23 protein-coding genes and 1 pseudogene are annotated in these 24,509 nt (G+C 67.4%); 9 read left to right on the forward strand and 15 right to left on the reverse strand.

The window, feature by feature from the left end; all coding sequences use genetic code 11:
* Nucleotides 1–219 precede the first annotated feature (219 nt).
* Nucleotides 220–873 carry a phosphonatase-like hydrolase gene (locus EV192_RS50755; RefSeq protein WP_132126024.1) on the reverse strand — a complete coding sequence of 218 codons (654 nt, stop codon included), beginning with the start codon at nt 871–873 and terminating at the stop codon, nt 220–222.
* Entirely contained in the window at nt 870–1,625 is a 756-nt protein-coding gene (locus tag EV192_RS50760) for a GntR family transcriptional regulator (RefSeq protein ID WP_132126025.1), read from the reverse strand. Before EV192_RS50760 ends, EV192_RS50755 begins: the two co-directional genes overlap by 4 nt.
* 110 nt (nt 1,626–1,735) lie before the next feature.
* On the opposite strand from EV192_RS50760, the gene EV192_RS50765 reads away from it, so the two are divergent.
* Genes EV192_RS50765 through phnE form a run of 4 tightly spaced genes read left to right on the forward strand, consistent with a single transcriptional unit; the run spans nt 1,736 to nt 5,230 of the window.
* Nucleotides 1,736–2,827: a TIGR03364 family FAD-dependent oxidoreductase gene (locus EV192_RS50765; protein WP_132126026.1), complete on the forward strand. Its 1,092-nt coding sequence runs from the start codon at nt 1,736–1,738 to the stop codon at nt 2,825–2,827.
* Nucleotides 2,828–2,838: 11 nt separating this feature from the next.
* Nucleotides 2,839–3,735, forward strand: a complete 897-nt coding sequence (locus EV192_RS50770; protein WP_132126027.1) for a phosphate/phosphite/phosphonate ABC transporter substrate-binding protein — start codon at nt 2,839–2,841, stop codon at nt 3,733–3,735.
* Nucleotides 3,735–4,418 carry a phosphonate ABC transporter ATP-binding protein gene (locus tag EV192_RS50775; RefSeq protein WP_132126028.1) on the forward strand — a complete coding sequence of 228 codons (684 nt, stop codon included), beginning with the start codon at nt 3,735–3,737 and terminating at the stop codon, nt 4,416–4,418. Before EV192_RS50770 ends, EV192_RS50775 begins: the two co-directional genes overlap by 1 nt.
* Complete coding sequence (phnE, locus tag EV192_RS50780) at nt 4,415–5,230, forward strand: phosphonate ABC transporter, permease protein PhnE (RefSeq protein ID WP_132126029.1); 816 nt, start codon at nt 4,415–4,417, stop codon at nt 5,228–5,230. The genes EV192_RS50775 and phnE overlap by 4 nt, the downstream gene beginning before the upstream one ends.
* A 1-nt stretch (nt 5,231) precedes the next feature.
* On the opposite strand, the gene EV192_RS50785 is transcribed toward phnE, so the two are convergent.
* From EV192_RS50785 to EV192_RS50790, 3 genes are all read right to left on the reverse strand, one after another.
* Nucleotides 5,232–7,793 (reverse strand): CHAT domain-containing protein, encoded by a 2,562-nt coding sequence (locus EV192_RS50785; protein ID WP_165961024.1) that lies wholly within the window; start codon nt 7,791–7,793, stop codon nt 5,232–5,234.
* A gap of 73 nt (nt 7,794–7,866) precedes the next feature.
* Nucleotides 7,867–8,025, reverse strand: a complete 159-nt coding sequence (locus tag EV192_RS54460; protein WP_165961025.1) for a hypothetical protein — start codon at nt 8,023–8,025, stop codon at nt 7,867–7,869.
* Nucleotides 8,026–8,248: 223 nt separating this feature from the next.
* Nucleotides 8,249–10,432 (reverse strand): discoidin domain-containing protein, encoded by a 2,184-nt coding sequence (locus tag EV192_RS50790; RefSeq protein WP_243727606.1) that lies wholly within the window; start codon nt 10,430–10,432, stop codon nt 8,249–8,251.
* A gap of 275 nt (nt 10,433–10,707) precedes the next feature.
* Here EV192_RS50790 and EV192_RS57065 point away from each other — a divergent pair, with 275 nt between their 5' ends.
* Nucleotides 10,708–10,830 (forward strand): hypothetical protein, encoded by a 123-nt coding sequence (locus EV192_RS57065; protein ID WP_279496187.1) that lies wholly within the window; start codon nt 10,708–10,710, stop codon nt 10,828–10,830.
* Nucleotides 10,831–10,903: 73 nt separating this feature from the next.
* Complete coding sequence (locus tag EV192_RS50795) at nt 10,904–12,043, forward strand: glycoside hydrolase family 88/105 protein (RefSeq protein ID WP_132126031.1); 1,140 nt, start codon at nt 10,904–10,906, stop codon at nt 12,041–12,043.
* Nucleotides 12,044–12,083: 40 nt separating this feature from the next.
* Here EV192_RS50795 and EV192_RS50800 read toward each other — a convergent pair whose 3' ends face one another.
* The 9 genes from EV192_RS50800 to EV192_RS50840 all read right to left on the reverse strand — a co-directional run bounded on the left by EV192_RS50800 (nt 12,084) and on the right by EV192_RS50840 (nt 21,243).
* Nucleotides 12,084–14,210, reverse strand: coding sequence for a discoidin domain-containing protein (locus tag EV192_RS50800; RefSeq protein ID WP_132126032.1), 2,127 nt, complete (start codon nt 14,208–14,210; stop codon nt 12,084–12,086).
* 95 nt (nt 14,211–14,305) lie between these two features.
* Nucleotides 14,306–14,500, reverse strand: coding sequence for a hypothetical protein (locus EV192_RS50805; protein WP_132126033.1), 195 nt, complete (start codon nt 14,498–14,500; stop codon nt 14,306–14,308).
* Nucleotides 14,501–14,512: 12 nt separating this feature from the next.
* Nucleotides 14,513–16,312: a LamG-like jellyroll fold domain-containing protein gene (locus EV192_RS50810; RefSeq protein ID WP_132126034.1), complete on the reverse strand. Its 1,800-nt coding sequence runs from the start codon at nt 16,310–16,312 to the stop codon at nt 14,513–14,515.
* A 16-nt stretch (nt 16,313–16,328) separates the two neighbouring features.
* The gene (locus EV192_RS50815; protein WP_132126035.1) at nt 16,329–16,607 is read right to left on the reverse strand and encodes a hypothetical protein; all 279 of its coding nucleotides are present in this window, start codon (nt 16,605–16,607) and stop codon (nt 16,329–16,331) included.
* Between the two features lie 278 nt (nt 16,608–16,885).
* Entirely contained in the window at nt 16,886–17,731 is an 846-nt protein-coding gene (locus tag EV192_RS50820) for a sigma-70 family RNA polymerase sigma factor (protein ID WP_132126036.1), read from the reverse strand.
* A 75-nt stretch (nt 17,732–17,806) separates the two neighbouring features.
* A complete protein-coding gene (locus tag EV192_RS50825; RefSeq protein ID WP_132126037.1) occupies nt 17,807–18,964 on the reverse strand; it encodes a lactate 2-monooxygenase in 1,158 nt (385 codons plus the stop codon).
* 9 nt (nt 18,965–18,973) lie between these two features.
* On the reverse strand, nt 18,974–19,390 hold the full coding sequence (locus EV192_RS55190) for a hypothetical protein (RefSeq protein ID WP_207926939.1): 417 nt from the start codon (nt 19,388–19,390) through the stop codon (nt 18,974–18,976).
* 87 nt (nt 19,391–19,477) lie between these two features.
* Nucleotides 19,478–20,491, reverse strand: coding sequence for a tetratricopeptide repeat protein (locus tag EV192_RS50835; RefSeq protein WP_132126038.1), 1,014 nt, complete (start codon nt 20,489–20,491; stop codon nt 19,478–19,480).
* Nucleotides 20,492–20,601: 110 nt separating this feature from the next.
* Nucleotides 20,602–21,243 (reverse strand): FMN-dependent NADH-azoreductase, encoded by a 642-nt coding sequence (locus EV192_RS50840; RefSeq protein WP_132126039.1) that lies wholly within the window; start codon nt 21,241–21,243, stop codon nt 20,602–20,604.
* 75 nt (nt 21,244–21,318) lie between these two features.
* Here EV192_RS50840 and EV192_RS50845 point away from each other — a divergent pair, with 75 nt between their 5' ends.
* Together EV192_RS50845 and EV192_RS50850 are read left to right on the forward strand one after the other, a co-directional pair.
* Nucleotides 21,319–21,804 carry a MarR family winged helix-turn-helix transcriptional regulator gene (locus tag EV192_RS50845; protein WP_132126040.1) on the forward strand — a complete coding sequence of 162 codons (486 nt, stop codon included), beginning with the start codon at nt 21,319–21,321 and terminating at the stop codon, nt 21,802–21,804.
* Nucleotides 21,801–22,934, forward strand: a pseudogene (locus tag EV192_RS50850) (multidrug effflux MFS transporter); the annotation flags it as partial. The gene EV192_RS50845 and the pseudogene EV192_RS50850, both read left to right, overlap by 4 nt.
* An 18-nt stretch (nt 22,935–22,952) precedes the next feature.
* Here the strand turns inward: EV192_RS50850 and EV192_RS50855 are convergent.
* The gene (locus EV192_RS50855; protein WP_132126041.1) at nt 22,953–23,558 is read right to left on the reverse strand and encodes a LysE/ArgO family amino acid transporter; all 606 of its coding nucleotides are present in this window, start codon (nt 23,556–23,558) and stop codon (nt 22,953–22,955) included.
* A gap of 265 nt (nt 23,559–23,823) precedes the next feature.
* Here EV192_RS50855 and EV192_RS50860 point away from each other — a divergent pair, with 265 nt between their 5' ends.
* Complete coding sequence (locus tag EV192_RS50860) at nt 23,824–24,504, forward strand: glycoside hydrolase family 75 protein (protein ID WP_132126042.1); 681 nt, start codon at nt 23,824–23,826, stop codon at nt 24,502–24,504.
* Nucleotides 24,505–24,509 lie beyond the last annotated feature (5 nt).

The following is a 24,509-nucleotide window of genomic DNA, read 5'->3' on the forward strand; positions in this document are numbered from 1 at the left end:
CAGCGAGAGCGATACGGACCGAAACCCACACCGGACACCACGGGCCAGATGTGATTCCCTTGGGCAGGCCACACGGGAAGGAGACACCACGACCCACCAAAAGACAACCAAACCAATGCAGCACCACCCAACCAACAGACTCCTTCTTGGCGGCCTGCCCTCGCGGCGAGCGAACAATCTTTTCCCAGCCCGGAACGGCACCAGCGGAGATCTCGTTGTCTACTGATGGCCCAGCAGGTCAGGAATGTCAGCGACGCTTGGCAGGATATGGGTGTGCCGCACCGCGCCAAGGGTTTCGGCGTCTTGGCCGCCGGTGAGGACTCCGATGACCATTGCCGCGCCGGCGTTTGTGCCGGATTGGAGGTCGCGGGTGGTGTCGCCGGCGACCAGAACCTGGGAGATGTCAACGACTCCGGTGGCTTCCATGGCGTGGTAGATCATGTAGGGGGCTGGGCGGCCTTGGGGGACGTCTTCGGTGCAGATCACCGCGTCCAATGTGTCCTGCCAGCCTACAGCGCGCACGATTGTGTCCGTTACCGCGCGGTCGAAGCCGGTGGTCAGTGCTACCTGCACTCCGTTGGAGCGCAGGTGGGCCAAGGCGTCGGTGACCCTGGGGAGGGGTTCCGGTGGTTTTACAGTGTAAGAATCGTCCAGGCGTTGACGGAAGTCCGCGTACAGTGTGGACACTAGTTCCGGCGTGGCGGTACGGCCCAGTTCGGTCAGGAGGCCTTTGATGGCTTCTTCTTTGTCCGCGCCCATCCATGGGGGGATCAGGGACTCGGGGGCGTCCACCGCTTCGGCGAGGGCTCGGTAGACCGCGCCGTGTTCTTGGACTGTGGTGCCGGCGATGTCCAGCACGGCCAGGGTGATCATGAGGCCGTTTTCCTTTCCGCGATACGGGCGAGCGCTGGGTGTGCGCTTTCCGTGTTCTCTATGGAGAAACTCACTATGTCCGGGCGGTAGCGGTCGTCCGAGTACTCCACTGGCTCACCGGATACGCTCGTTGCCAGTCGGCGTTCACGCAGAAGTGGCGCACCTGTGGGGATTTCCAGCAGGGAACTGTCCGTTGTGTCCGCTGCTACCGCGTCGATCACGTGGTTCGCGTGCGGCGGGTCTATTCCTTTGCTGGCGAGGTAGGCGTAGATCGAGCCGGAGTCACAGTCGAAGTCGAACAGGAGCCTGCCCACCGGTTCGATGAACGTTGTCCGCTCGATCATTGTCGGCCGCGAGTCGATCAGCCGAAGCCGCAACAGTTGTACGACCGGAGTGCCTTCGGTCAGACCGAGGGCGTCGGCCACGGACGCGTCCGCTGGGCGGCGGGCGATTTCCAGGGTTCGCTGGCCCGGGGTGCCGCCTATCCCGGCCACCCACCGGGAGAACGACATGAACGTCTCGAACGGCTGGCTGATCGACTGCCGGAGCACCACTGGGGGCTTGCCCCGGCCGCCACCGATCAGCCCCTCGGACCGCAACGCGCCCAGCGCCTGCCGGACCGGACCGCGGGAGGCGTTCCATTGACTGCACAACTGGGACTCGGACGGGACGGCGGCGCCCACCTGAAGGTCTCCGGAGAGGATCCGGCGGCGGATGTCGGCCGCGATCCGGTTGTGCAACGAGTCGTCCACGTCGGCTGACTATACAGGCAAAAGAACGGAGAACTGCAAGTGTAAACGCAAGATGAACAGTAAGAAGCGCGCGTTGACAACCCGCTAAGCCACCGCCGACAGTACTTGTCATGACAAGTTCCGCAGACCTGGTGATCATCGGGGCAGGCATTGTCGGGCTGGCGCACGCCGTGGCGGCGGTCGAACGAGGTCTGTCCGTGGTGGTCGTCGAGCGGGACGAGTGGGCGACGGGCGCGTCGGTCCGCAACTTCGGGCACGGGTGCTTCACCGCCCAGTCCGGGGTCGCGCTCGACTACGCCATGACCGCCCGCGAAACCTGGCTGCGCCTGGCCAAGCAGGCCGGTTTCTGGCTGGAGGACAGTGGGAGCGTCGTCGTCGCGCGTGCCGGCGACGAGCAGGCGGTCCTCACCGAGTTCGCCGACCAACGCCCCGAGGTCGTCCTCCTCACCGCCGAGGAGGTCGCGGAACGGGTACCGACCGGCTCGGACGTGGTGGGCGGCGCGTGGCTGCCGCTCGACATCCGGGTCGATCCGCGTTCGTGCGTCAAGGAGATCGCGTCCTGGCTGGCCGGCCACGGCGTGACGTTCCAGTGGGGCACGACCGCGCTGACCATCGATCCCGGCGAGGTCCGGACCAGCCGCGGCCGGGTCACCGCGCCCCGGATCGTGGTCGCGGTCGGACACGACGCCGACCGGTACTTCCCCTTGCTGGCCAACGAAGTCCAGCGGTGCGCGCTGCGCATGCTGAGGGTGGACGGCCCGTTCGAGCGGCGGATCCAGCCCGCCGTCCTGACCGGGTTCTCCCTGCTGCGCTACGACGGCTTCCACGCCTGCCCGACTTTCCCGGACGTCCGCGACCGGCTCACCCGGCAACAACCCGACCTTGTCCACATCGGACTTAACCTGATGTACACCCAACGCCCGGACGGGTCGTTGACCATCGGCGACACCCACACCTACAGCAAGACCGTCGACCCGTTCGTGGACAACGAACTCGACGAGCACGTTCTCAAGGAGACGGCCGCCTTGCTGGGCGTGCCGAGTCTCACGGTCCGTGAGCGCTGGCACGGTGTGTACGCGTCCGCTCCGGACCCTTTCCTCGTCGCCACCCCGGCGGACGGTATCCGCGTTGTCTCCGTCACGTCAGGGATCGGCATGACCACCGCGTTCGGGCTCGCCCCGACCGTCATCGACACGTTCTAGGAGCTTCACCCATGCGCCGCGTCCTCCTCCCCGCGATCGCGTTGCTGTGCCTGGCTTTACCGGCCTGCGGGACGTCCACCGACAAGGCCGCGAGCGGCACGTGCCCGGACGGCAAGGTCCGCTTCGGCATCGAGCCCTACGAAGATCCCGCGAAACTCAAGCCGGCGTACGATGTGCTGGCGAAAGCTTTGCAGGCCAAGCTGAACTGCCCGGTCGAGCTGCAGGTGGTCGATGACTACTCGGCCGAGGTGCTGGCCATGCGGAACGGCAAGCTGGAGATCGCCCAGTTCGGTCCGCTCGGCTTCGTCTTCGCAAGCGACAAGGCGAACGCCCAGGCAGTGGCCTCGTTCGCGGACGTCAACGGCAAGCTGACCACGTACACCGCCGGCATCTGGGTGCCGAACGACTCCCCCATCCACTCCGTCGCGGACCTGCGCGGCAAGTCGCTGGCGCTGTCCAGCCCGAGCTCGACGTCCGGCGGAGCGCTGCCCCGGTACGCGTTGAAACAAGCCAACGTCAACGAGAAGGACGTCAAGCTGGACTACGCCGGTGGCCACCCGGAAGCCTTGCTGGCGTTGAAGAACGGCAAGGCCGACGCGGCCGAGATCAACAGCCAGACCATGGCCACGGCGGTCAAGGAGAAGAGCTTCGACCCGTCGAAGTTCCGCTCCATCTGGACGTCGGCGCCGATCCCGAACGACCCGATCACGGTCCGCGGCGACACCGACCCGGCCCTGCAGAAGGCCGTCAAGGACGCGCTGCTGCAGCTCGGACCGAACGACGTCGCCCAGGTCGGCGCGTTCCTGGACGTCACCCCGCCCGGCCCGCTGGTGTCCGTCACGAAGGAGACGTACCAGCCGTTGTTCGACCTCGCCAACGCCCTCGGCCTGACCGAGCACGACGTCTGATGTCCATCTCCATTCGCGGACTGCGCAAGTCGTTCGCGGGCCGGCAGGTGCTCGCCGGTGTCGACCTCACGGTCGCCGCCGGCGAGTTCGTGGCCGTCCTCGGCGCCAACGGCTCCGGGAAGTCGACGGTGCTGCGGTGCGCGGTCGGGCTGCAGCCGGCCGACGCCGGGTCGGTGGACGTGCACGGCGGCGCCGCCATGGTGTTCCAGAAGATTCACCTGGTGAACCGGCGGACCGCGATCGACAACGTGTGTGCGGGCGCGTTGGGCCGGCTGCCGTTCCACCGTTCGCTGGTGTTCGGCAACGACGTCCGGACCGAGGCCATGGCGTGTCTCGACCGGGTCGGCCTGGCTGACCGCGCCGGCGACCGGGCCGGCCGGCTGTCCGGCGGGCAGCAGCAGCGGGTGGCCATCGCGCGGGCGTTGTGCCAGCGGGCCAAGGTGATCCTCGCGGACGAGCCGGTGTCCGCTTTGGACCCCAGCGCGGCCGACCAGGTGGTGTCGCTGCTGGCCTTGCTCGCCGCCGAGGGGCTCGCGGTGCTGGCCGTCCTGCACCAGCCGGAGCTGGCCCGCCGGTACGCGCACCGGATCGTCGGCCTTGACCAGGGCCAAGTGGTGTTCGACCGGTCTCCGGCCGACCTGCCGCAACGGGAAATCGACTCGCTCTACCGGGACAAACCATGACCGTACGGACAAAACCCCGCCTGGTCACGCCGGTGGACCCGCCGCGCAGACGATGGCCCTCGCCCGTGATCATCAGTGTGCTCGCGGTTCTCGTCGCCGTGCACGTGTTGGCGTGGCGCGGCACCGGGTTCTCCCCCGGCGCGCTCATCGACGGCTGGCGCGGCATGGCCGACTTCCTCGGCCAGGCGCTGCCCCCTGACCTGAGCGTCCTGCCCGACAGCCTGGACGCGACCGTCGTGACCCTCTACATCGCCTTGCTGGGCACCACGTTCTCCGTCCCGTTCGCGTTCGTCCTCGCGGTCCTGGGGTCGCGCGCGACCACCCGGAACACGATCGTCTACCAGGTCGCCCGGTCCATTCTGTCGTTCCTGCGGTCGGTCCCGGACGTGGTGTTCGCGTTGATCTTCGTGACCGCCGTGGGCCTCGGACCGTTCGCGGGCGTACTCGCGTTGGTGTTCCACAACACCGGCGTCATGGGCAAACTCTGGGCCGAGGCGATGGAGGAAACCGATCCCGGCCCGCGCGAGGCGCTCCAGGTCGCCGGGGCGTCCGGCGCGCAGATCGCGACCAACGCCGTGCTGCCGGCGGCCATGCCGCAGCTCGTCGGCCTGCTGCTGTACCGGTTCGACGTGAACGTCCGGTCGTCGCTGGTGCTCGGGCTGGTGGGCGCCGGCGGGATCGGGTTCCTGATCAACCAGTCGATCAAGGTGTTCCGGTTCGACCAGATGGTCACGCACATCCTGGTGGTGCTTGTCGTGGTCGTCGTGGTGGACCAGCTTTCCGCCTACGTGCGGCGCCGGATCGCCGCCTGAGTCATGAATGACCGCTGCCGAGGCACACGAACGGCCGGCGCAGCGGGTCGACCGCGATCGCGTCGGCCAAGGCCACCGCGGGTTTCACGCCCGCGGCCAGCCGGCGGTGATAGTCGTCCATGGCCGCCGCCGACGCCTGGTCGCCGACCCGGCTGAGCGGCGCCACCACGGTCTGCGAACCGCTCGCGAGCAACGCGCTGGCGAACCCCAAGGCCTCGTCACCAGGCCGGATCCGGTTCAACGCCAACTCACAGGCGGCCAGCACAACGTGCTGCGGCGGCCGCCGCACCCCGGCCATCTCATGGGCGAACAACGCGCCGTCGGCCAACTCCAGCCGAGAGAACAAGGCGTTCTCAGGCTCGTGGGCGCCGTGCGCGGCGATATGGGCCAGTTTCGCCCCGTCGAGCGCCTTCAGGACCGTGGCGATCGTGGCATCCCCGTCGGACATCAACTTCGCGGTCTGGTGGTGCGCGGCCAGCTTGTCGATCTCACCAACGGCCGCGGGCAACCCAGGCCCACGGACCAAGACCGTCCGTCCACGCCGTGTCTGCGCCTGGTCCGCGGCCAGCCACGCCGTCGCCGAAGGAGCGACAACGGTCGGCCGTGAATGGAACGAAGGCAACGCACCCCACGGCACCGCGTACAACGCACCCGTCGGCACGACGACGATGTCCCTGTCCCCGATCAACGACTGCAGGGGACGCATGAGTTGCGCGTCGAGCAGGTCGGCCTGTTTCCGTGCCGAAATCGCGACCACCTGCGCGATAGTCCCGGGCAACCCGTCCGGCGCGAGCGCGTTGATGTCGACGTTGAGCATCCGCGCGCGCTCCGCCGCGACCGCCGTCGAACCGAGCCGGACCATCGTCACCTTGTCGTCGACCACGACAACGGCCACGAGCGTCTCCTCGGACGAGGCAAAACTCACCAACGCCCGCCCCCGCAACTGCCCGATGACCTCGCCGAGCCCGGCCACCGGCCGTGGCTTGCCCCATCGTCCCGCGTGCAGCCCGAGCCGGTTGGTCTCCCGTTGCCGGGCCAGCCACCTGGTCTGCACGGCCGCGGTCGGGCAGCCCTCGAACCGCGACAGGTGCAACGTCCGGTTCTGCTCGGAAACCTCGGCCAACCGCTGGTCCGCCGCGCCGGGCACGGGTTCGTAGCGGTACGTCTGCGCCCGCGTCCGCTCCAACCAGGAGAACAACCGACGGGCATCGGCGCCGTCGATCACCAAGCGGACAGCCAGATCCGCGAGTTCACGACCGTAAAGCGCGGTCCCCGAACCGAGTTCCAGCCCACCCATCCGGTCCCGAACCTGGTCCAGCTCACCGAGACCGATCCGGATCTCCGCCAACCCCTTACTGGTGTTCCCCTCGGCCACAGCCACCTCGGCCCGACACAGCCGCCGGGCCATCCGGTAGTCGGTGGACGTGAGCCGCCCTGGCCGAGGCGACGCCTCCAGCAAGGCGGCCGCTTTGGCCAGCCGCCCCCGGTGCAGTTCGAGTCGTGCCGCGAGAATCCGCGCCAGAGCGGCATAGTCGACAAATCTGGTGCGGTCGAGCTTGTCGGCCAACCGAAGCGCGCGGGTCGGCAGCGACGCGTGAATCGTTCCGGTTCGGAAGGCCGATTCGGCGTCGATGCGAAGGCCGATCAGTGCGGCGATCATGGTACAAGGCTCACATCCACGACGTTTCATCCGCTGGCCAGCCGACGCGGCCATCTCGTTGGCGAGTTCGTACTCACCCTCGTGCAGCGCGGCGGCGGCACGGAAAAGTTCGGCCTCGGCCAGAAAAGTGCTCTCGACCTGCTCAGCGCGCATGGCACCGAGGACTTCGTCGAGATGCCGCCCGGCCTCGTCGGCGAGACCGGCGATCAGCATCGCCTGGGCCTGGTCGACCCGAAGCAGCGACAGCATCCCCAGCCCCATGCCGTAATAGCCGGCTTGGGCATCCTCGAACCACCGCAGCGCGGCCGGCACGTTCCCGAGCCGGAGCTCCACACCTCCCAGACCGTGCCGAGCGTTCGCGCCTTTCGATCTCAGCCCCAGCTCGTCGGACAGCAGCAAGGCTCGGTTGAAGTCGTCCCGGGACTGCTCGACGAGCCCGAGTTGCATGTGCGCCCAGCCGCGTGTCCACAGTGAGTTGATCAGCGACTCGGTCAACATGCGAGGTTCGTCCGTGCCGGACAGGCACTCTTCTTTGCGGGCGATGGCCGAGCTGTAATAGGGAACAGCCTCCCTGAACCGGCCGGCAGACGAGAACATCACGCCGTGGTCGTGGTCAACGAGCCCGTTCAGCTCCGCACGGACCAACGAGTTCGGCAGGCTCGCGATGAGCGGCCGCAAGTCCTCGATCGCCGTTTCGTCCAATGTCTCCATGGTCAACAGGCACGCCAACCGGATTCGCGCCCGCAACCACTCCGACTTCGCCTCGCCGCTCTCCGGCTCGGCCGAGTCCAGCAGCGCGATCCCCTGCTTGGTCAGCCTGAGTGCTTCGTCGGTATGTCCTACACAGGACGCGTCCACCGCGCGGCGGTACAGTTCTCGTGCTGTTTCGATGACCCCAGCCACCCGTCTATGACAACACAACCTGTAACCGATTGGGAACCCGCCGGTCAGTTGGGACCGGCGGGTCACGGGTTCACTACCAGCAGTGCGGCGGGTTGCACTTGTCGTTGTGCACGTGTTCCTCTTCGTCCGACCTGTGCTGGTCGTCCTGGGAATTCACGTCCTGTGGGTGCTCGTTCGGGTCGAGCGGGACGTTCTGGTCGTCGGTCGGGCTGGTTTCTGTGGTGGTCGACATTTGCTCTTCCTCCCCTGAAGATGTTGCTGTGCGTCGACGTTCGTCGGTTCCCTCATGCCCGCGAACGGCGTAATTCTGTCACAACGGCCTAGTGATCGGTAAAACGTTTCACACGATGTGGTTACCAATTGGCACACTAGTGTGACGTCGGGCTGGTCCAACCGGTTCCGTCACACCAAAGGGCGGCCGCTCCGCAACGGAGGGCCGCCCCTTGGGGCAGGAATCAGCTCACTTCGAGGTAGTCCGCGTTGGGACCGCCGTTCGCTGTCGTGGCGGTGGCTCTAACGGTGTTAGAGCCTGCGTTGAGGGTCGCTGTCGCGGTTGCCGTGGCGTACGTGGTCCACACGTTCGTGCTTGGGAAGTCGACATTCGCGAGAGTTGTCCCGTTGACGGACAAGGCGACCGGACGGTTGTCCGGTGTCCCGTTCGCGTAGCCGAAGGTGAGGGTTGCCTGGCCCGCGGCTGCCGCGTTCACCGTCCATTCGACGTAGCCGCCGACCGCGTTGTCGTAGTTGACGAAGCCCGTCCCGCTGAAGCCCGGGTGGTTGGACTCGACGACACCGTTGGCGACAACCGCGTCCTCGGCCTCGTAACGGGACGGCTGTGGTCCACCGCCGCCACCGCCCGCGTACGCCGAGCCCACCCACGCCTCGTCGATCCGCAAACGCTTGTACCGGGTCGAGTCGCTGGACGCCGCGTACGTGTTCACCACCTCCAGCCGGACGTGGCGGGCGGTGGTGGCAGGCAGGTCGATGATCTGGACACCGCGGTGGCTCGGCAGGGTGCCTGTCTTGATCGGCGAACCCCAGTTGGTGCCGTCGCTGCTGACGTAGACGCGGTAGTCCTTGATCCGCGCGGACTGTTCGGTGCCCGAACGGGCGTAGCTCACCGAGTCCTCGCGCTGGTTGACGCCGAGGTACTGGATCCGCTTGGCCGAGCCGAGGTCGAAGTTCAACGACACCGGCAGGGTCTTGTTGCTGTCCCAGTACGTCAGGTAGTCGCCGTCGCCGGCCGCTGCGGCGCCGTGCCCACTGGCCGACGCGGTCGCACTCATCGTCACACCGCTGTAGATCCCCTCACGGCCGTTGGCCTGCACCTTGAAGACCGTGTCGTACTGGTCCCAGTTGGACAGTCCGGTCATCGTCAGCGTGCCGCCGGCCTGGGTGAACGGGATCGCCGCGCCCGTCCGCAGGTTGGTGACCGACGTGATCTTGTAGCCGTTGTCGCGGATCTTCAGTGTGCTGCCGGACGGCTTGTCCAGCACGTGGATGTACTGCTGGTTCGGGTTGTTCTTTTTGACCGTGATCACGCCGTGCGCGCCGTCGTTCCAGAATCCCGGCTGCATGCCGCCGTACATGTAGCCGCCGCCCTCGGTGCCGTCGAGCGACTCCCAGATCTGGTTGAGGTAGCCGTTCAGGAAGTTGTTGTACGTCTCCTGGTTCGACGGGAACTTGCCGTTCACCATCGCGGTCTCGGCCATGTTGGACTTCACCGACGAGCCGGCGTTCGCCACGTACCGGCCGATGTTGAGCTTGTAGTCCACTGTGGAGTCTGAGCCGTCGAACCACCACGCGCCCTTGCTGGGCAGTTTGTAGCAGGCCTCGATCAGCCGGGGCGCCGCGGTGTAGATCGCCTGCGGGTAGTCCCAGTTCGGCGTCATGCCGGTCTTCTGCTCATTGGAGATGGTGTCCATGATCGGCGTGTCCTCGTTGTTGTTGCTCAACAAGAACTCCGGCCGGTCCTGCTGGACCTTCTCGTACAGCTTGTGCGAGATCCAGTAGTCGTTGTCGTTGTCGATCCAGAACCCGGACAGCGCCGGGTAGTCCGAATGCGGGTAGCGCTGCATGACCTCGACGAAGTTGTCGTAGCTGAACTGGCCGAAGCCGTCCCGGTTGGTGAGGTCGACCTTGCTGCCCTTGTAGTTGGAGTACGCGTTCGAGTCCAGCCACTCGTGGCCGGTCTCGTCGTGCCACTGCGGGTCGTCGGTCATGTAGACCAGCACGTGCAGGCCCGCGGCGCCGGCGGCCTTGATGGTCTCGCCGAGGAAGTCCCGTTTGGTGGCACAGCTGCCCGGGATCTTCGACGGATACGCCCTGGCGTAGCCGAGCCTGCTGTGGAACGAGGCGAACACAAGGTACGAGACGTGCAGTTTCTTGGCCTCGTTCACCCAGTACTGCGGGGTCCAGCCACCGTTGGTGACGTCGTTCTCCCACGCGGTGCAGCTGGTGTGGCTGGGCGAAGTACGTTCGCCCCAGTGCAGGAACAGGCCGGCCTGCGACGCGCGCAGCCAGTCCTGGCGTGGATTCTGCAGCTCTGCGGTCGCGGTCGGGGTGGCGAGCACGCCCGCCACGGTGACCACGGAAGCCAGGACGGTGGCCGCCCGGCCCAGTAAACCTCGGCGCGACACAGGAGTCCCTTCGAATAGGAGTGGATGTGCTCCTTGCGGCGGCTCCCGCTGTTTACCAACCGGCAACAGCGCTCGTCAAGGCTCACCTCCGATCTCTGTTCCCGCTGACAGGAACAGAGCTGGCTTTATGGGTTCAGATGGCACAAAAGATCGGATCTATTCTTGACGAGGCCCGCGTCAGCGGAGTACACATTGTGCATGTAACCGTTTTCGCTGGGTTACATTGCAGCAGGGTTACCCGACCTTCGCCAGCGCCGCCAGGAAGGAGAGCGACTGTGCACACGGACGCGATCCGGACGGCCGCGCGAGTGCTGCCGCCAGACCAGCGGAAACACCTACCGCAGATCCTGGCCAGGATCACCGCGTGTCACCTCGACGGTCCTCCGGCCGTCCTCTAGAGCTGGTCGGGATGCCGACGGGCGGCGGATCGGCATCCCGACCTCCAACTCACTGATGGCGAAGGGCGCAGCCATGTCCCCAGTCACCCGTAGGTCTGTCCTGCTCGGCGGAGCCGGCGCGATGGCCGCGCTCCCGTTGCTGAACGCCACGGCGTCAGCCGCCGCCACCGACTGGTCGCTGGAGGTCGTGAAGTCCACGACGGCCCGCTTCACCCCGTCGTCGATCGGCGGCTGGAGCTACCCGGTCGGCCTGTACCTCTACGGCCAGTACCTGGTCTACAAACGCACCGGGACGCGGAGCTACTTCGACTACATCAAGACGTGGATGGACCGGTTCGTCGACGGCAGCGGGAACATCAGCCAGAGCTTCACCAACCTGGACTCCATGCGCTGCATGCAGTTGCTGCCCATCCTGCACCGCGAGACCGGGCTGGCCCGGTACAAGACAGCGGCTGACAAACTACGCAAACGTTTCCCTGGCTACCCGCGCACCTCGGACGGCGGGATGTTCCACGCCACCAGCAAAGTCGGCCAGCTCTGGGGCGACGGCGTGTTCATGGCGCAACCGTTCATCGCCAACTACGCGGCCGCCTACAACGACTCCTACGGCTTCGACGAGTCGACCAAGAACATGGTCGTGTACTTCGCCCACCTCAAGGCCGACAACGGGCTGATCTTCCACGCGTACGACGAGGACGGCTCGGAGTCCTGGGCGTCCGGCACCGGACACCACTCGAAGTTCCACTGGGGCCGCGCGATCGGCTGGTTCGGCATGGCCGCCATCGACATCCTCGAGGTGCTGCCGGCCGCGCATCCGCGCCGCCAGAACCTGATCGACATCGTCAAGCACCTGGCCGGCGGCTACGCCCGCTTCCAGGACGCGGCCACCGGCCGCTGGTGGCAGGTGGTGGACAAGGGCACGACGGCCGGGAACTGGCTGGAGACCTCGTGTTCGGCCATGTACACGTTCATGCTGTCGCGCGGGGTCGAACGCGGCTACCTGGACCCGAGCTACCAAGCCGTGGCGGCCAAGGGATACCAGGGTGTGCTGGCGAAGATCGCCCTGGGCTCGGACAAACGGACGAACCTGACGGACATCTGCGAAGGTACCAACGTCGGCGACCTGAACTACTACCTCAAGCGCGCCCGCAAGACCAACGACTTCCACGGCCTCGGCGCGTTCCTGATCATGAACGAGCAACTGACCAAGTAGGCGCGTGTCGCGCGTTCCCAGAACGCGCGACACGCGGGTGTCAGTGGACGATGATCTTGTCCAGGTCGCCGGTTCCCTGCACCGCCACGATGTTCAGCCCCGGCCGCAGCGTGGCCGTGACCGTCCGGCCGACCAGCGGCGCGGACGAGCTCCAGCCGGTGATCTTGGCTTCCGCCGGCGCCCGGCCGTTCACGCTGATGTCAAAGGTTTTCGTGCCGTCGGCGGCGCCGACGACGGTCAGCGTGCGGTCCCCGCCGAACGGTGAGAACACGGGAATCAGCACGGTTCCCAGGCCGGTGACCTTCGCTCCGCCGGAGCAGTTCGAGCAGGCGACCCGGTGGGCGCCAGCCAGTGGCAGGCCCCATTCGGCTTCGAAGGCAAGGCCCTGTGTCCGGACCGAGCCGGCGGTGGCGTACGTCCCGCCGATCCAGAGTTCGTCGATCTGCAGCTTGTGGAAGAAGTTCGGCGCGTTCGCGGCCGCCCAGGTGTCGATCACGGTGAGACGAACGAACCGGGCCGTGGTGCCGGCCGGCAGGTCCACGTACTGGATCGCCCGCGCGCTCGGCATCACCCCAGACTTGACCGTGGCCCACGTCGTCCCGTCCGTGCTCACGTCGACCGTGTAGTCCTTGATCCTGGCCGAGTCCTCTGGACGGCCGAAAGTGTTCCGGTTGTAGGTCGGGGACATCTCCCGCTGGTTGGCCGCCAGGTACTTGACGTCCTTGGCCGCGCCCAGGTCCAGCGTGACCGACACTGGAAGCGTTGCGTTGCTGTCCCAGTAGGTCAGGTAGTCGCCGTCGGCCAGGCCGCTCGCCGAGGTGCCGGCCGTCGCAGTCGCGGTGGCCTGGTAGGTGTCGACGCGGCCGGCCGTCTCGACCTTGAACACCGTGTCGTAGGTGTCCCAGTCAGCGATGCCGTCAATCGTCAGCGAACCGTTGGCCTGGCTGAACGCCTTGCGCTGGCCAGTACGCAGGTCGCGGACGGACGTGACGCGATAACCGTTGTCCCGCAACGTGATCGATGATGCCGTGGCGGGCTTTGTCAGCACGTGCACGTACTCAAGGTCAGGGTTGTTCCGGCTGACGGTGATGGTGCCGTGCGCGCCGTCGTTCCAGTCGCCCGGTTCCAGGCCGCCGTACAGGTAGCCGCCGCCCTCCACGCCGTGGATCGACTCCCAGATCTGCGGCAGGTAGCTCGCGGCGAAGTTGTTGAACGCCTCCTGTTTCGACGGGAACTTCCCGTTGAGCATCGCGGTCTCGGCCATCAGCGACCGGATGGACGCGCCCGCGTTGGACACCATCCGGCCCATCGTCACTGGATAGTCCACGTCGGAGTTCGTGCCGTCGAACCACCACGAGCCCTTGACCGGCAGCTTCCACTCACCCTCGGTCAACCGGGGCTGCGGCGTCCAGACCGCCTGCGGGTAGTCGTACTCCGGGGTCATCCCGACCTTCTGCTCATGGCTGACCATGTCCATGATCGGGGTGTCCTCGTTGTTGTTGCTGAGCGTCCAGGACGGGCGCTCCTGCCGGATCCGTTGGTAGAGCCCGTTCTGCTCCCAGTACTCGTTGTCGTTGTCGATCCAGAAGCCGGCCAGGTCCGGGTAGTTGTGCATGACCTCGACGAAGTTGTCGTAGCTGAACTCGCCGAAGCCCGGCCGGGTGCTCAGGTCGACCGGCTTGCCCTTGTACGCGGAGTAGGCGGGCGAGTCCAGCCAGCTCTGGCCGGCCGGCAGGCCCTCAAACCACCACTTGGGGTCGTCGGTCATGTAGAGCACGACCTTGACTCCCTTGGCGGCGCCCGCCCTGACCAGCTCACCGAGGAAGTCCCGCCTGGTCGAGCAGGTGCCGGGGATCTGCGACGGCCACGCCCGCGCGTAACCGAGACGGCTGTGGAAGGACGCCAGCACCAGGTACTGGGCGTGCAGCTTCAGCGCCTCGTCGACCCAGTACTGGGCGGTCCAGCCGCCGTCGGTGACGTCCTTCTCCCAGGCGGCACAGTCGGTGTGGGCCGGGGCGGTGCGCTCGCCCCAGTGCAGGAACAGGCCGTTCGTGGCCTCCCGGAGCCACTGCTGGCGCGGACCGGTCAGCTCGGCGCTCGCCGCCGGGCTGACCACGGTGATCACGGACAGCACGAGTAAGACCGCGGTCGCTATGCGTCTGAACACTTTCTCGTCGCTCCTTGGACATGCCGAATAGAGACGTGTCGATGCGGCGACGGATCAAAGGTCGGACCTTTGACGCGCGATGAATGTAACAGACGTCAGCGGGCTTTGGGCCGTCTGACTCCGAACACCACCAGCGCCAGGCCGCCGACCACGCACAGCAGCCCGATACTCGTCCACAACCGCTGGCCGGTCATGAAGCTCCCGGTGATGTAGCCGAGTCCCTGGAACGTCCACACGCCGCCGATCAGGACCAGCAGCACTCCGATGACTATCGGCAACCATTTACGCATGACCACATGGTGTCACCGGTACAGCATGAACCGCGAGACCTCCAAAGCATGGTCTACCACCCGGACGTCGCCGATCCAGCCGTAGTACACCTTGTCGACCTTCCGGTCGTACGTGTACGCCCCCACCAGCCAGCTGTCGTTGGCGGTCGAGATCCCCACAGCCGGGGTCGACGGGTTGCGCAGCAGCTTCGAGCCGTCGATGTACACGGTCGTGGTCCGGCCGTCGTTCACCACCGCCACGTGCCACCACTTGTCCAGCGGCATCTCGTGTCCCCAGTTGGTGGAGATGCGGTTCTGGTTCAACGGGAACACCGCCCACTGGACGCCGTGCCCGCCGGTCACACTCAGCGTGGCCACGGGCTCCTTGGGGTCGTCGCCGGTCTTGCCCGCGTCCGCGCCCGTGCCGAGCCGGGACAGCAGGCTACTCCATGTGTTGGTGTCGCCGAAGTTCGGGGAGACCTTGAAGAACGCCTCGATGGTGTACCCGCGTGGGAACGTTGACCGGTTCATCGGCGCGCCCGGCACGGTCTTGAAGTACGAGCCGTTGAGGAAAACGCTGCCGTGTCCCGGCTGGTCCGGGTGGTGCTCGTCGCTCCACTGTGGATCGTTCGGGAACTTCTGCGCGACCAGGTCGTTGCCGTTGCCGGACATGTCCCGCGGGTTCTTGGCGTCGAACCGCCAGTACGCGACCGTGCCGGGCACGAGCAGGTCCTTCGCCGGCCGCGCGGGCGGCTCGGGACGCGGGTCGAACCCGGCGAACCGGGCCTTGAAGTCGATCGGCACGGCGAAGGCGTCGGCCGGTCCGGTGCGCTCGATCTCCTGGTGCGCCAACTCGTTCAGCCGGTCCGGCCGCTGGCCCAACAGCCACGGCGACAGCGTCTCGACGTCGATCGTGCCGCGCTCCACGTCGAACCGGTACAGCCGGATCATTCCGCTGCCGCCGTAATAGCGGTCCTGGTAGTTCGTGATGTGCGCGTGCACGTCGTGTCCGGCGTCGTTGCGCAGCACTACCCGGCCGGGCGGCCAGAAATGACCGTTGAGAGTCAGGAAGATCTGATCGCTGCCCTTGACCAACTGGTCCCAGAGCCGTTGTCCGAAATCAGACAACTGTGCGGTCCCATCACCAGAATCCGCGTGGACGAATTCATGAGTCGTGAGAATGACCGGACTGCGCGGGTGTTTCCGCAGCACGTCCTTGGCCCACTGGATGCCGCCCGCGGACGGCCGCCAGTCCAGCGCCAGCACCAGCCAGTCCCGGCCGGCGGCCCGGAAGACGTGATACGAGTTGTAGCCGTCCTTCGTCGCGCCCCGGAACGTCGGGCTGGTGCGGAATCTGGCCGGGTTGAAGGTGGCGGTGAACGCGCTCGGGCCCCGCTGGTCGTCCTTGCCCGAGTCGATGTCGTGGTTGCCGGCCAGCACGCTGTAGCCGACAGTCCGCTGGTCCAGGTACCGGAACGTCCGGCTGACCTGGTCGAACTCGCGCGGTTCGCCGTGCTCGGTCAGGTCGCCGAGATGCGCGACGAAGACCGTGTTGTGCTCACCCGCGGTGTCCACAATGTAACGAAGCGAGGCGTCGAGCGGCGCGGAGTCACCGCGGTCCTCGTCGTACAGGTACTGGGTGTCCGGGATCACCGCGATCGTGAATCGCGGGTTTTCCCCGTCAGGGCACCAGAATCCGGACTGCGAACTGGGATCCGCGAGCGCCGGGGTGGCGGATGAGACAGCCGCGCCGGCGCCGAGCAGGCCGGCACTCACCAAGAAAGAACGTCTGTTGGACGACACGGCCGGACCATAGTGTCCGGAACTGAACATCCGTGAAACTTCAGTCCTAGACTTCGTAGACGTCACCGGACAGCGAGCCGTCCGGCAGCCGGGGCGGCTTGATCCCGGCCTGGATGAACAACTCCCCCAGCTCCAGGTTCAGCCGGCTGACCAGCATCCGGTAGTCCGGCACCGGCCGGAGCTCCTCGTGCCGGACGGTCCTGGTGAAGGTCTGGACCTCTGATCCCCTGGTGGGCCGCAACCGGTTCACGTCCAGTTGCAGTTCGGCGTGGTCGGCTCGGCGCCAGATGGTGAGGCTCCACCATTCCCGCACGTCACCGGACATCCCGCCATGCTGTGGGCCGCGCGGAATACGCCAGGACCATGACTCGACCCAACTCCGCAACTGCTCGGGACTGACTTCCACACGTGCTCCCCGGAAACGAGTGATCAACGCACTTGAAGCGTACAACGGTATTGCCCCGCCGTCTTGCGCTCGTGCCCGCCACATATCCGCGAACCACTGGTCTACCTGCGTAAATGCCCAGGACACGAATCGACAAAGAGTTGTGACAAGACCCTTTTGAGTCTTTCCCGTCGATTCCGGCGTTCCCACAACGGAAGTCAGACCTGATTGACATCCATGCCGCGCAGGCGATCCTGATCCGCGATCATCCGGATTCCGGCGATCAGGTCACCGGAGATCGTGAACGCGAACACCACCTTCGGCCGTCCCGCCGGCCCCCACACCACCGCCGGGACTCCGTTGACGAGCGCGAGTTTCGCGGCCTTCGCCCGCCCGTGGAAGACCTCCGCGACCGGCCGCGCGCCGCGCACGGCCGCCGCCGCGCCCATCGTGACCGCGGTCTCGTCCGCGCGCAGAACCACGTCCGGATCAAGCAAAGCCAGCAGGCTGTCGAAGTCGCCGTGCCGGGACGCGGCCAGGAACGCGTCGACGATCTCCCGTTGCCGCCCGAGATCCGCGTCCGGGACCGCGTTCGCGGTCCGCACCCGGCGGCGCGCCCGGCTCGCCAGTTGCCGGGCGGCCGTCGACGACCGGCCGACGATCGGGCCGATCTCGTCGAACGGCACCCCGAACATGTCGTGCAGCACGAACGCGAGCCGCTCGGCCGGCGCCAACGTCTCCAGCACCACGAGCAGCGCCAGCCCGACCGAGTCCGCCAGCAGCACCTCGTCCTGCGGATCGACCGCGCCGTCGCCGTCGGGCTGGTAGCCGTCCAACGGGTCCTCGCGGCGCGATGTCCGTGACCGCAACATGTCCAGGCACACCCGACCGACCACAGTGGTCAGCCAGCCGGCCATGTTGCGGACCTCGGCCGGGTCCGACCCGCTGACCCGGATCCACGCCTCCTGCACCGCGTCGTCGGCCTCGCTGGGCGAACCGAGCATCCGGTACGCCATCGCCCGCAGCCTGGCCCGGTTGGCCTCGAACTGGTCGGTCAGCTCCATCGGTCACATTCCTTCACCTCGGCCCGTCATGGATCTGACGGTCCAGCCGCGGCCGATGTGACGAAACCTGCAGCCCTAGGCTCGGACCAACGAGTCCACGGTGATCTCGGCGAGGGACCGGTGTCCGGACAGGGCCAGCGTGAGGTCGAAGTCGGCCAGCACGCCGCGCACCGCGTGCCGGATACCGTCCTCGCCGCCGTGGGCCAGACCCCACACGTACGGCCGGCCCAGCAGGATCGCCTTCGCGCCGAGGGCCAGGGCCTTGAGGACGTCCGCGCCGGTGCGGACGCCGGAGTCGAAGAGGACGTCGAGCCGGTCGCCGACGGCCGCGGCGATGCCGGGCAGGGCGTCGAGCGCGGCGATGGCGCCGTCGACCTGCCGGCCGCCGTGGTTGGACACCACGATCCCGTCCATCCCGGCGTCCACCGCGCGCCGGGCGTCGTCCGGGTGCAGGATCCCCTTGAGCAGGATCGGCCCGTCCCAGTGTTCCCGCAGGAACGGCAACGCGTCCCAGCCACGGTCCGTGCCCGTGAACAGCGACACCCATTTCAGCACCGCGGACGCCAGGTCCTCCTCCGGCGGCTTGGCCAGTCCGGACCGGAACACCGGGTCGGAGAACGGGATGGCCGTGCCCGTGCCGCGGATGAACGGCAGGTAGGCCTGGTCCAGGTCACGCGACCGCCAGGCGAGGGTCCACGTGTCCAGCGTGACCACCAGCGTCGTGAACCCCGCGTCGCCGGCCCGGTGCAGGATGCTCGCGCACAGGTCGAGGTCGTTCGGCCAGTACAGCTGGAACCACCGCGTCCCGTCGCCGTTGGCCTTGGCCACGTCCTCGATGGTGTTCGACGACGCCGTGGACAGGATCATCGGCACGTTCAACGCGGCCGCCGCGCGTGCGGTCGCCAGTTCGGCGTCCGGATGGACGATCGACTGCACGCCGACCGGCGCAAGCATGACCGGCGCGGCCATCTGCGTGCCGACGACGGTCGTGGCGGTGTCGCGATGGGTGGCGTCCCTGAGCATGCGCGGCACGATCCGCCACTTGTCGAACGCCTCTCGGTTGGCCCGGACCGTCGCGCCGGACCCGGCGCCGCCCTCGACGTACCAGAACGGCCCCGGAGGCAGGATCTCCCTGGCCGACTCGGCCAGCCTGGTCGGGTCGGTGGTGAACGGCGGGACCTGGTCGGCCAGGCCCTGCAGGTAGATCTCGTTCTGGTAGCCGCCTAGTGTCATGCGGCCTATTTAACGCTGTGGCCCGAAATCCTGCGGCCGGCCGTACGGCTGCGTGGGCTGCTGCGGCTGGCCGTACGGCTGCTGCGGCTGGGGTCCGAAGGGTTGCTGCGGCGGTCCGTACGGTTGCTGGCCGTACTGCTGCTGCGGGGGCTGCTGGTAGCCCTGCTGCGGATACGGCTGCGGCTGGGCGTACGGCTGCTGCTGGAAGCCGGGCTGCTGCGGGTACGGCGCGGGCTGCGCCTTCTTGTTCCGCTGCACCAGCAACGGGATGGCGATCAGGGCGACCCCGGCCAGGCCGATGCCGATGCCGAGAGCCGGCTGCATCGGCTCGGACCAGAACAGGACGCGCAACTGGATGCTGGTGTAGTGCAGGATCGCCGAGACGAACCCGAGGAAGATCAATAATCCACCGATGCGGACAAGCATGAGTCCACTCCCCATAAGCAGAAGCCACAAGAACCGAGGGTGCGACGCGGCGGAGACGGACCTGGTTCCCCCTGACGGGGCGAAACGCTAACGACTCGGGTGCGTCCTGCGCCAGAGGGCGAATCCGACAATGCACCCGGCGACCACACTCGTGACCAAAACGAGAGTCAACGGGTTCAACGTGCGGCCACCGAGCGCCATCACCAGAATCCACACAGCGAGCAACAGCGTCGCCAGGCCGGTGACGCCGGCCGCGATCGACAGCAGCCGGTGCGCTTGGGGGAAGGCGCGCAGTGGAACGTCCCGCGCGTAGGCGAACCAGCCCTTGCCGACCAGGTACAGCACGAACAGCAGCACCACCAGGCCGAACCAGCCGAGCATCCCGGTCGGCGACGGCATGCCGGCGAGGATGAGCAGCAGGCTGCCCGCGGCGAGCGCGACGCACGCCCGGCGAAGCGCCATCCACACGCCGACTTCCTCGATCCGGCCGAGCCGGACCGGCGCGGGCGGCTCGGGCGCGGCCGGTGTCGTCGTCGTGTCCAACACCGGCCGGCCGAGCCGCACGAGGTTCACCCGGGCGTGCTGGTTGGTCGGGTCGAGCTTGAGCGCCTCCAGGTAGGCGCGGCGGGCGGTGCCCCGGTCGTGGACGCGGACGGCCGCGTCGCCGAGCACCTCGAACGGCCGTGCCTCGTTGCGGGCGAACTGGATCGCGCGGCACGCGGCCGCGAACGCCTCCTGCGGCTGGTCCGCGCCGAGCGCCTCGGCGAGCGCGACGTGACACCGCCAGTCGGTGGGGTCCCGGCGGACGGCTTCCCTGGCCGAGACGACGGCTTCGCCGTGCCGGCCCATCTCCAGCAACGCCAGGCTCGCGACGCGATGCCCCCAGGACCGTTCACCCAGCCGGATGGCCTCCTTGGCCGCGTCCAACGACTGTTCGGCGTCCCCGGCGTCCAGGCACGCCGCGGAAAGCTGGCACCACGCCTCGGAATGCGCGGGATGTTCGTCGACGACCCCGCGCAGCAGGTTGATGGCCGCGTCGGAGTTCCCCGCCGCGGTCATGTTCGCCGCGCGGCGTAACGCGACGGCGACCGGCTCGGCCATCCTGACTCCCTGGATCGGGGTTTCGGATGGCCCAGTCTTGCACTGCGCCCCGCGCACCGATTTCCGCGTACCCGTTAGACCGTCCTTTTCACCCGCGAGGGGGATAGAACTCAGCGCACCGCGGCGAGTTCCTGCACCGTTTTGCGCGCGTTCTCCCGCGAGGCGTCGTGAATGTGCCGGAACTGGGCGAGTTTCTCGACCACGTACGAAAGCACCATCTCGGTGTGGACGAACGTCAGGTCCTGGTCCAGACCGATCTGGCTGAGCACCCCGCGCAGCAACGGCTCCTGGAAGTCGAAATCCGCACGGGGTGTACCGGGGCCGTACGCGCCGCCGCGCGCCGTGACGGCGACGACTTTCTTGCCAACCAGCGGACCGACGCCGGTTTGTTCGTCCGGAACGAACTCCGGCACCACAATGTGGTCCAGCCACGCCTTCAGGGGCGACGGAAACGTGAAGTTGTACATCGGCACGCCGAGCACGATCACGTCGGCGGCGCGGACGTCGTCCCGGACCTGCCGGCGGGCGTCCCACTCGGCCTGCTGCGCTGCGGAGCGCTGCTCCGGTGGCAGCTGGGCGGCGACCACGTAGTCGTACGTGAGGTGGGGCACCGGGGCGGCGCCGAAGTCGCGGTACGTGTAGCCGCCGTCCGGGTGGGCCGCCTGCCACGCGGTGGCGAAGGCCGCGCTCATCTCGCGGGAGACCGACTCATCGCCACGGATGCTCGAGTCGATGTGCAGCAAGTTCGTCATAACCAAGAAGATACGAACTAAGATGATCCGAGTCAAGAACATCTCGGTTCGCACTGGTCACGTAGACTTCACCCCGTGGAGGAAACCGTCTCGGCCGAGTGCACCGAGGCCCAACGCTGCCTGGAGCACTACGACCTGAACTGGCTGATGAGCCGGGCCGCGCACGACCTGCGGCAGGCCATGGACGCGGAGGCCGCCACACACGGCACCACCATCCGTGGGCAGATCGTCCTGACCGCGATCGTGCAGCAACGCGACCAGCACCTCACCCAGCTGGCGCTGAGCACCCGGATCGGCCTCGACAAGACCACGATGACCGCGGTCCTGGACAAACTCGAAGCCCAGGGCCTGCTGGTGCGCACCCCCGACCCGAACGACCGGCGCGCCCGGATCCCGGTCGTCACCGAACAGGGCCGGGAACTGCAGGCGAAGCTGTACCGCTCGCTGCAGGACGTCGAGGACCGCGTGTTCGGCGACCTGACCGAGGACGAACGGGAGCACCTGCGGGTTCTGCTGCGCCGGATCATCACGCCGGGGCCGGTCGAAGGCTCCTGCATGTGAAGGTCCGGTTCGCGCTGATCCTGGGCGGGCTGTCGGCGTTCGCCCCGCTGTCGGTCGACATGTACCTGCCGGCGTTCCCCGTGATGACCGGCCAGCTCGGCGCCACCCAGTCCGAGATCCAGCTCACGTTGACCACTTTCGTGGTGAGCCTCGCTCTCGGTCAGGCGATCGCCGGACCGCTGTCGGACGCCTTTGGCCGCCGCCCACCCCTGATCGCCGGACTCGTTCTCTACGCGGTGACGTCCGTCGCGTGCGCGTTCGCGCCCTCCGCGGCGGTGTTGGTCGTGCTCCGGTTCCTCCAAGGGCTAGGGGCGGCAGCGGGCATCGTGATCTCGCGGGCGCAGGTGCGTGACCTGTACTCCGGTATCGCCATGGCCCGGTTCTTCTCGTCGTTGATGCTCGTGAACGGCCTGGCGCCGATCATCGCGCCGGTGATCGGCGGGCAGATCATGCGGTTCACGTCGTGGCGCGGGGTGTTCGTCGTGCTGGCCGTGATCGGGACGGTCCTGCTGCTCGCGACCTTGCTCGGGCTGCCCGAGACGTTGCCTTCGGCGCGTCGCCGTCCCGCGCGGATCGGCGGCGTGCTGCGCTCGTACGGGCGGCTGCTCGGCAACCGTGTGTTCCTCGGATACGCGTTGACGTCCGCGGTGCTGTTCGCCGCGTTGTTCGGCTACATCTCCGGGTCGTCCTTCGTGCTGCAGGACGTCTACGGCCTGTCGCCGCAGCAGTTCAGCCTGGTGTTCGGGGTGAACTCGGTGGGCATCATGATCGCCGGACAGGTCAGCAGCCTGCTGTTGCGCTGGTGCTCACCGCGCGCGCTCGTGGCTTCGGGCCTGGCGATCGCGGTCACCGGCGGCGCCGGGTCGATCGTCGCGGTCGTCGCCGGACTCGGCCTGGCCGGGCTGCTGCCGCCAATGTTCCTGCTGATCTCCAGCGTGGGGCTGGTGATGCCGAACGCGACCGCGCTCGGGCTCGCCGACCAGGCGAACACCGCGGGTGCGGCGTCCGCGCTGATCGGGTTGACCCAGTTCCTGATCGGCGGGCTGACCGCGCCGCTGGCCGGATCCGGCGGCAGCAGCGCGTTGCCCATGGTCGTCCTGATGGGATCGGCCGCGGTGCTCGCGGCCGCCTGCTACTTCGGGCTGACGTCAGGTCACCAGGGTCACCGCCAGGACAGCGATGACGACGCTGGACACCAGGGCGGTGACCAGCTGGCCGCGCGGCCCGGACAGGAAGTGCCCGACCACGCTGCCACCGCCGGCCAGCAGCAGTTGCCAGCTCGCTGACGCCAGGAACGCGGCGACCACGAACACCATGCCGGTGCCGAGGCCGGATGCTGTCCCGGCCGTCCCGCCGATCACGATCGCTCCGAAGTAGACAATCGTGGCCGGGTTCAGGACAGTCAACCCGAGCAGGGTGAAATACGCCCGGACCGGCGTCGTCGGGTTCTTGTCTACTGTGGATTTCTGACGAAACGCCGCCACCGCCGTGCGCACCGCGAGTCCGATCAGGATGATCGCCGAGGCCCAGCGCATCTCGGTCTCGATCGGCTCGATCAGCCGGCCGAGCGCCGCTCCGCCGAGGACGGCGGCGAGTGCGTAGAGACCGTCGGCCGTGGCCACCCCGAGGGCGGCGGCGGCGCCGACTTTCAGCGATGTTCGCGCGGTGAGTCCGACGAGCAGGGCACCGATCGCGCCGACCGGGATGGCGACGCCGTAACCGGCCACCAGTCCCGCGGCGAACGCGCCGCTCACAGCTGCGTGTCGTCGGACCCTTCAAGGAAAGCGGCGCGCTGTCGACGCGTTCCTGCCGGGGCGGCGGGACGCGTTCGAAGGAGCCATTTCTCGGTCATGCCGGACAGGGTGCGGGAGGTCCCGCGCCGCCGCAACCGGGTTTCGTTCGCACACCCGAACCGAACAGGATGTTTCGGACAAGGTCTTGAGTTGACGCGCGGTGACCGAGCATAGTGGGCCTGCCGCCACATATGTCTGGAAAGTTTCCTAATTAAGGGAGACCTAGATGCGGAAGCTCCTGCTCCTCGCGGCGACCCTGTTGGCGGCGGGTTCGATCATCCCGTCCGCCGTCGCGAGCGCGAGTCCCCAGCCCCGAGTCCAGGCTGGGCCGACCGCGAGCCAACTGCTCGCGAAAACCACTTCCTGCAAGCAGATCTCGAACGGCAAGTACAAGACGGACGACGAGACCGGCCGGACGGTCGCGGTCTGCGACGCCAACGGCGCGGTCTTCTGGAAGGCCGACATGGACATCGACTGCGACGGTGTCCGGACGTCCCGTTGCAACGAGAACACCGACTGCTGCTTCCAGGCGGACACGGCGTTCCACACGTCCAAGGACAAGCCGCTGACCGCGGACGTCACCCACTACATCGTGGTGCCGAGCACCAGCAGCATCTGGCGCTACCCGTCGTCCGGCCTGAAAGGAGCCGGCTCCTGCGCCGTGATCTTCAACAACAAGGTGCTCTACGCGGTGATCGGCGACACCGGGCCGACCCAGATCATCGGTGAGGCCTCCTACGCGACCGCCCGCGACCTCGGCATCAACCCCGACCCGTCGAACGGCGGCGTGGACAGCGGCGTGACCTACATCTGCTTCAAGAACTCCACGGTGTCCCCGATCGAGAGCAACTCGGCGGCGGACTCGGTCGGCGCGGCCAAAGCACAGGCCTTCGTGAACAACAACTAGTGGTG

Origin of the sequence: Actinocrispum wychmicini, assembly GCF_004345645.1 — a bacterium.
Lineage (GTDB): Bacteria > Actinomycetota > Actinomycetes > Mycobacteriales > Pseudonocardiaceae > Kibdelosporangium > Kibdelosporangium wychmicini.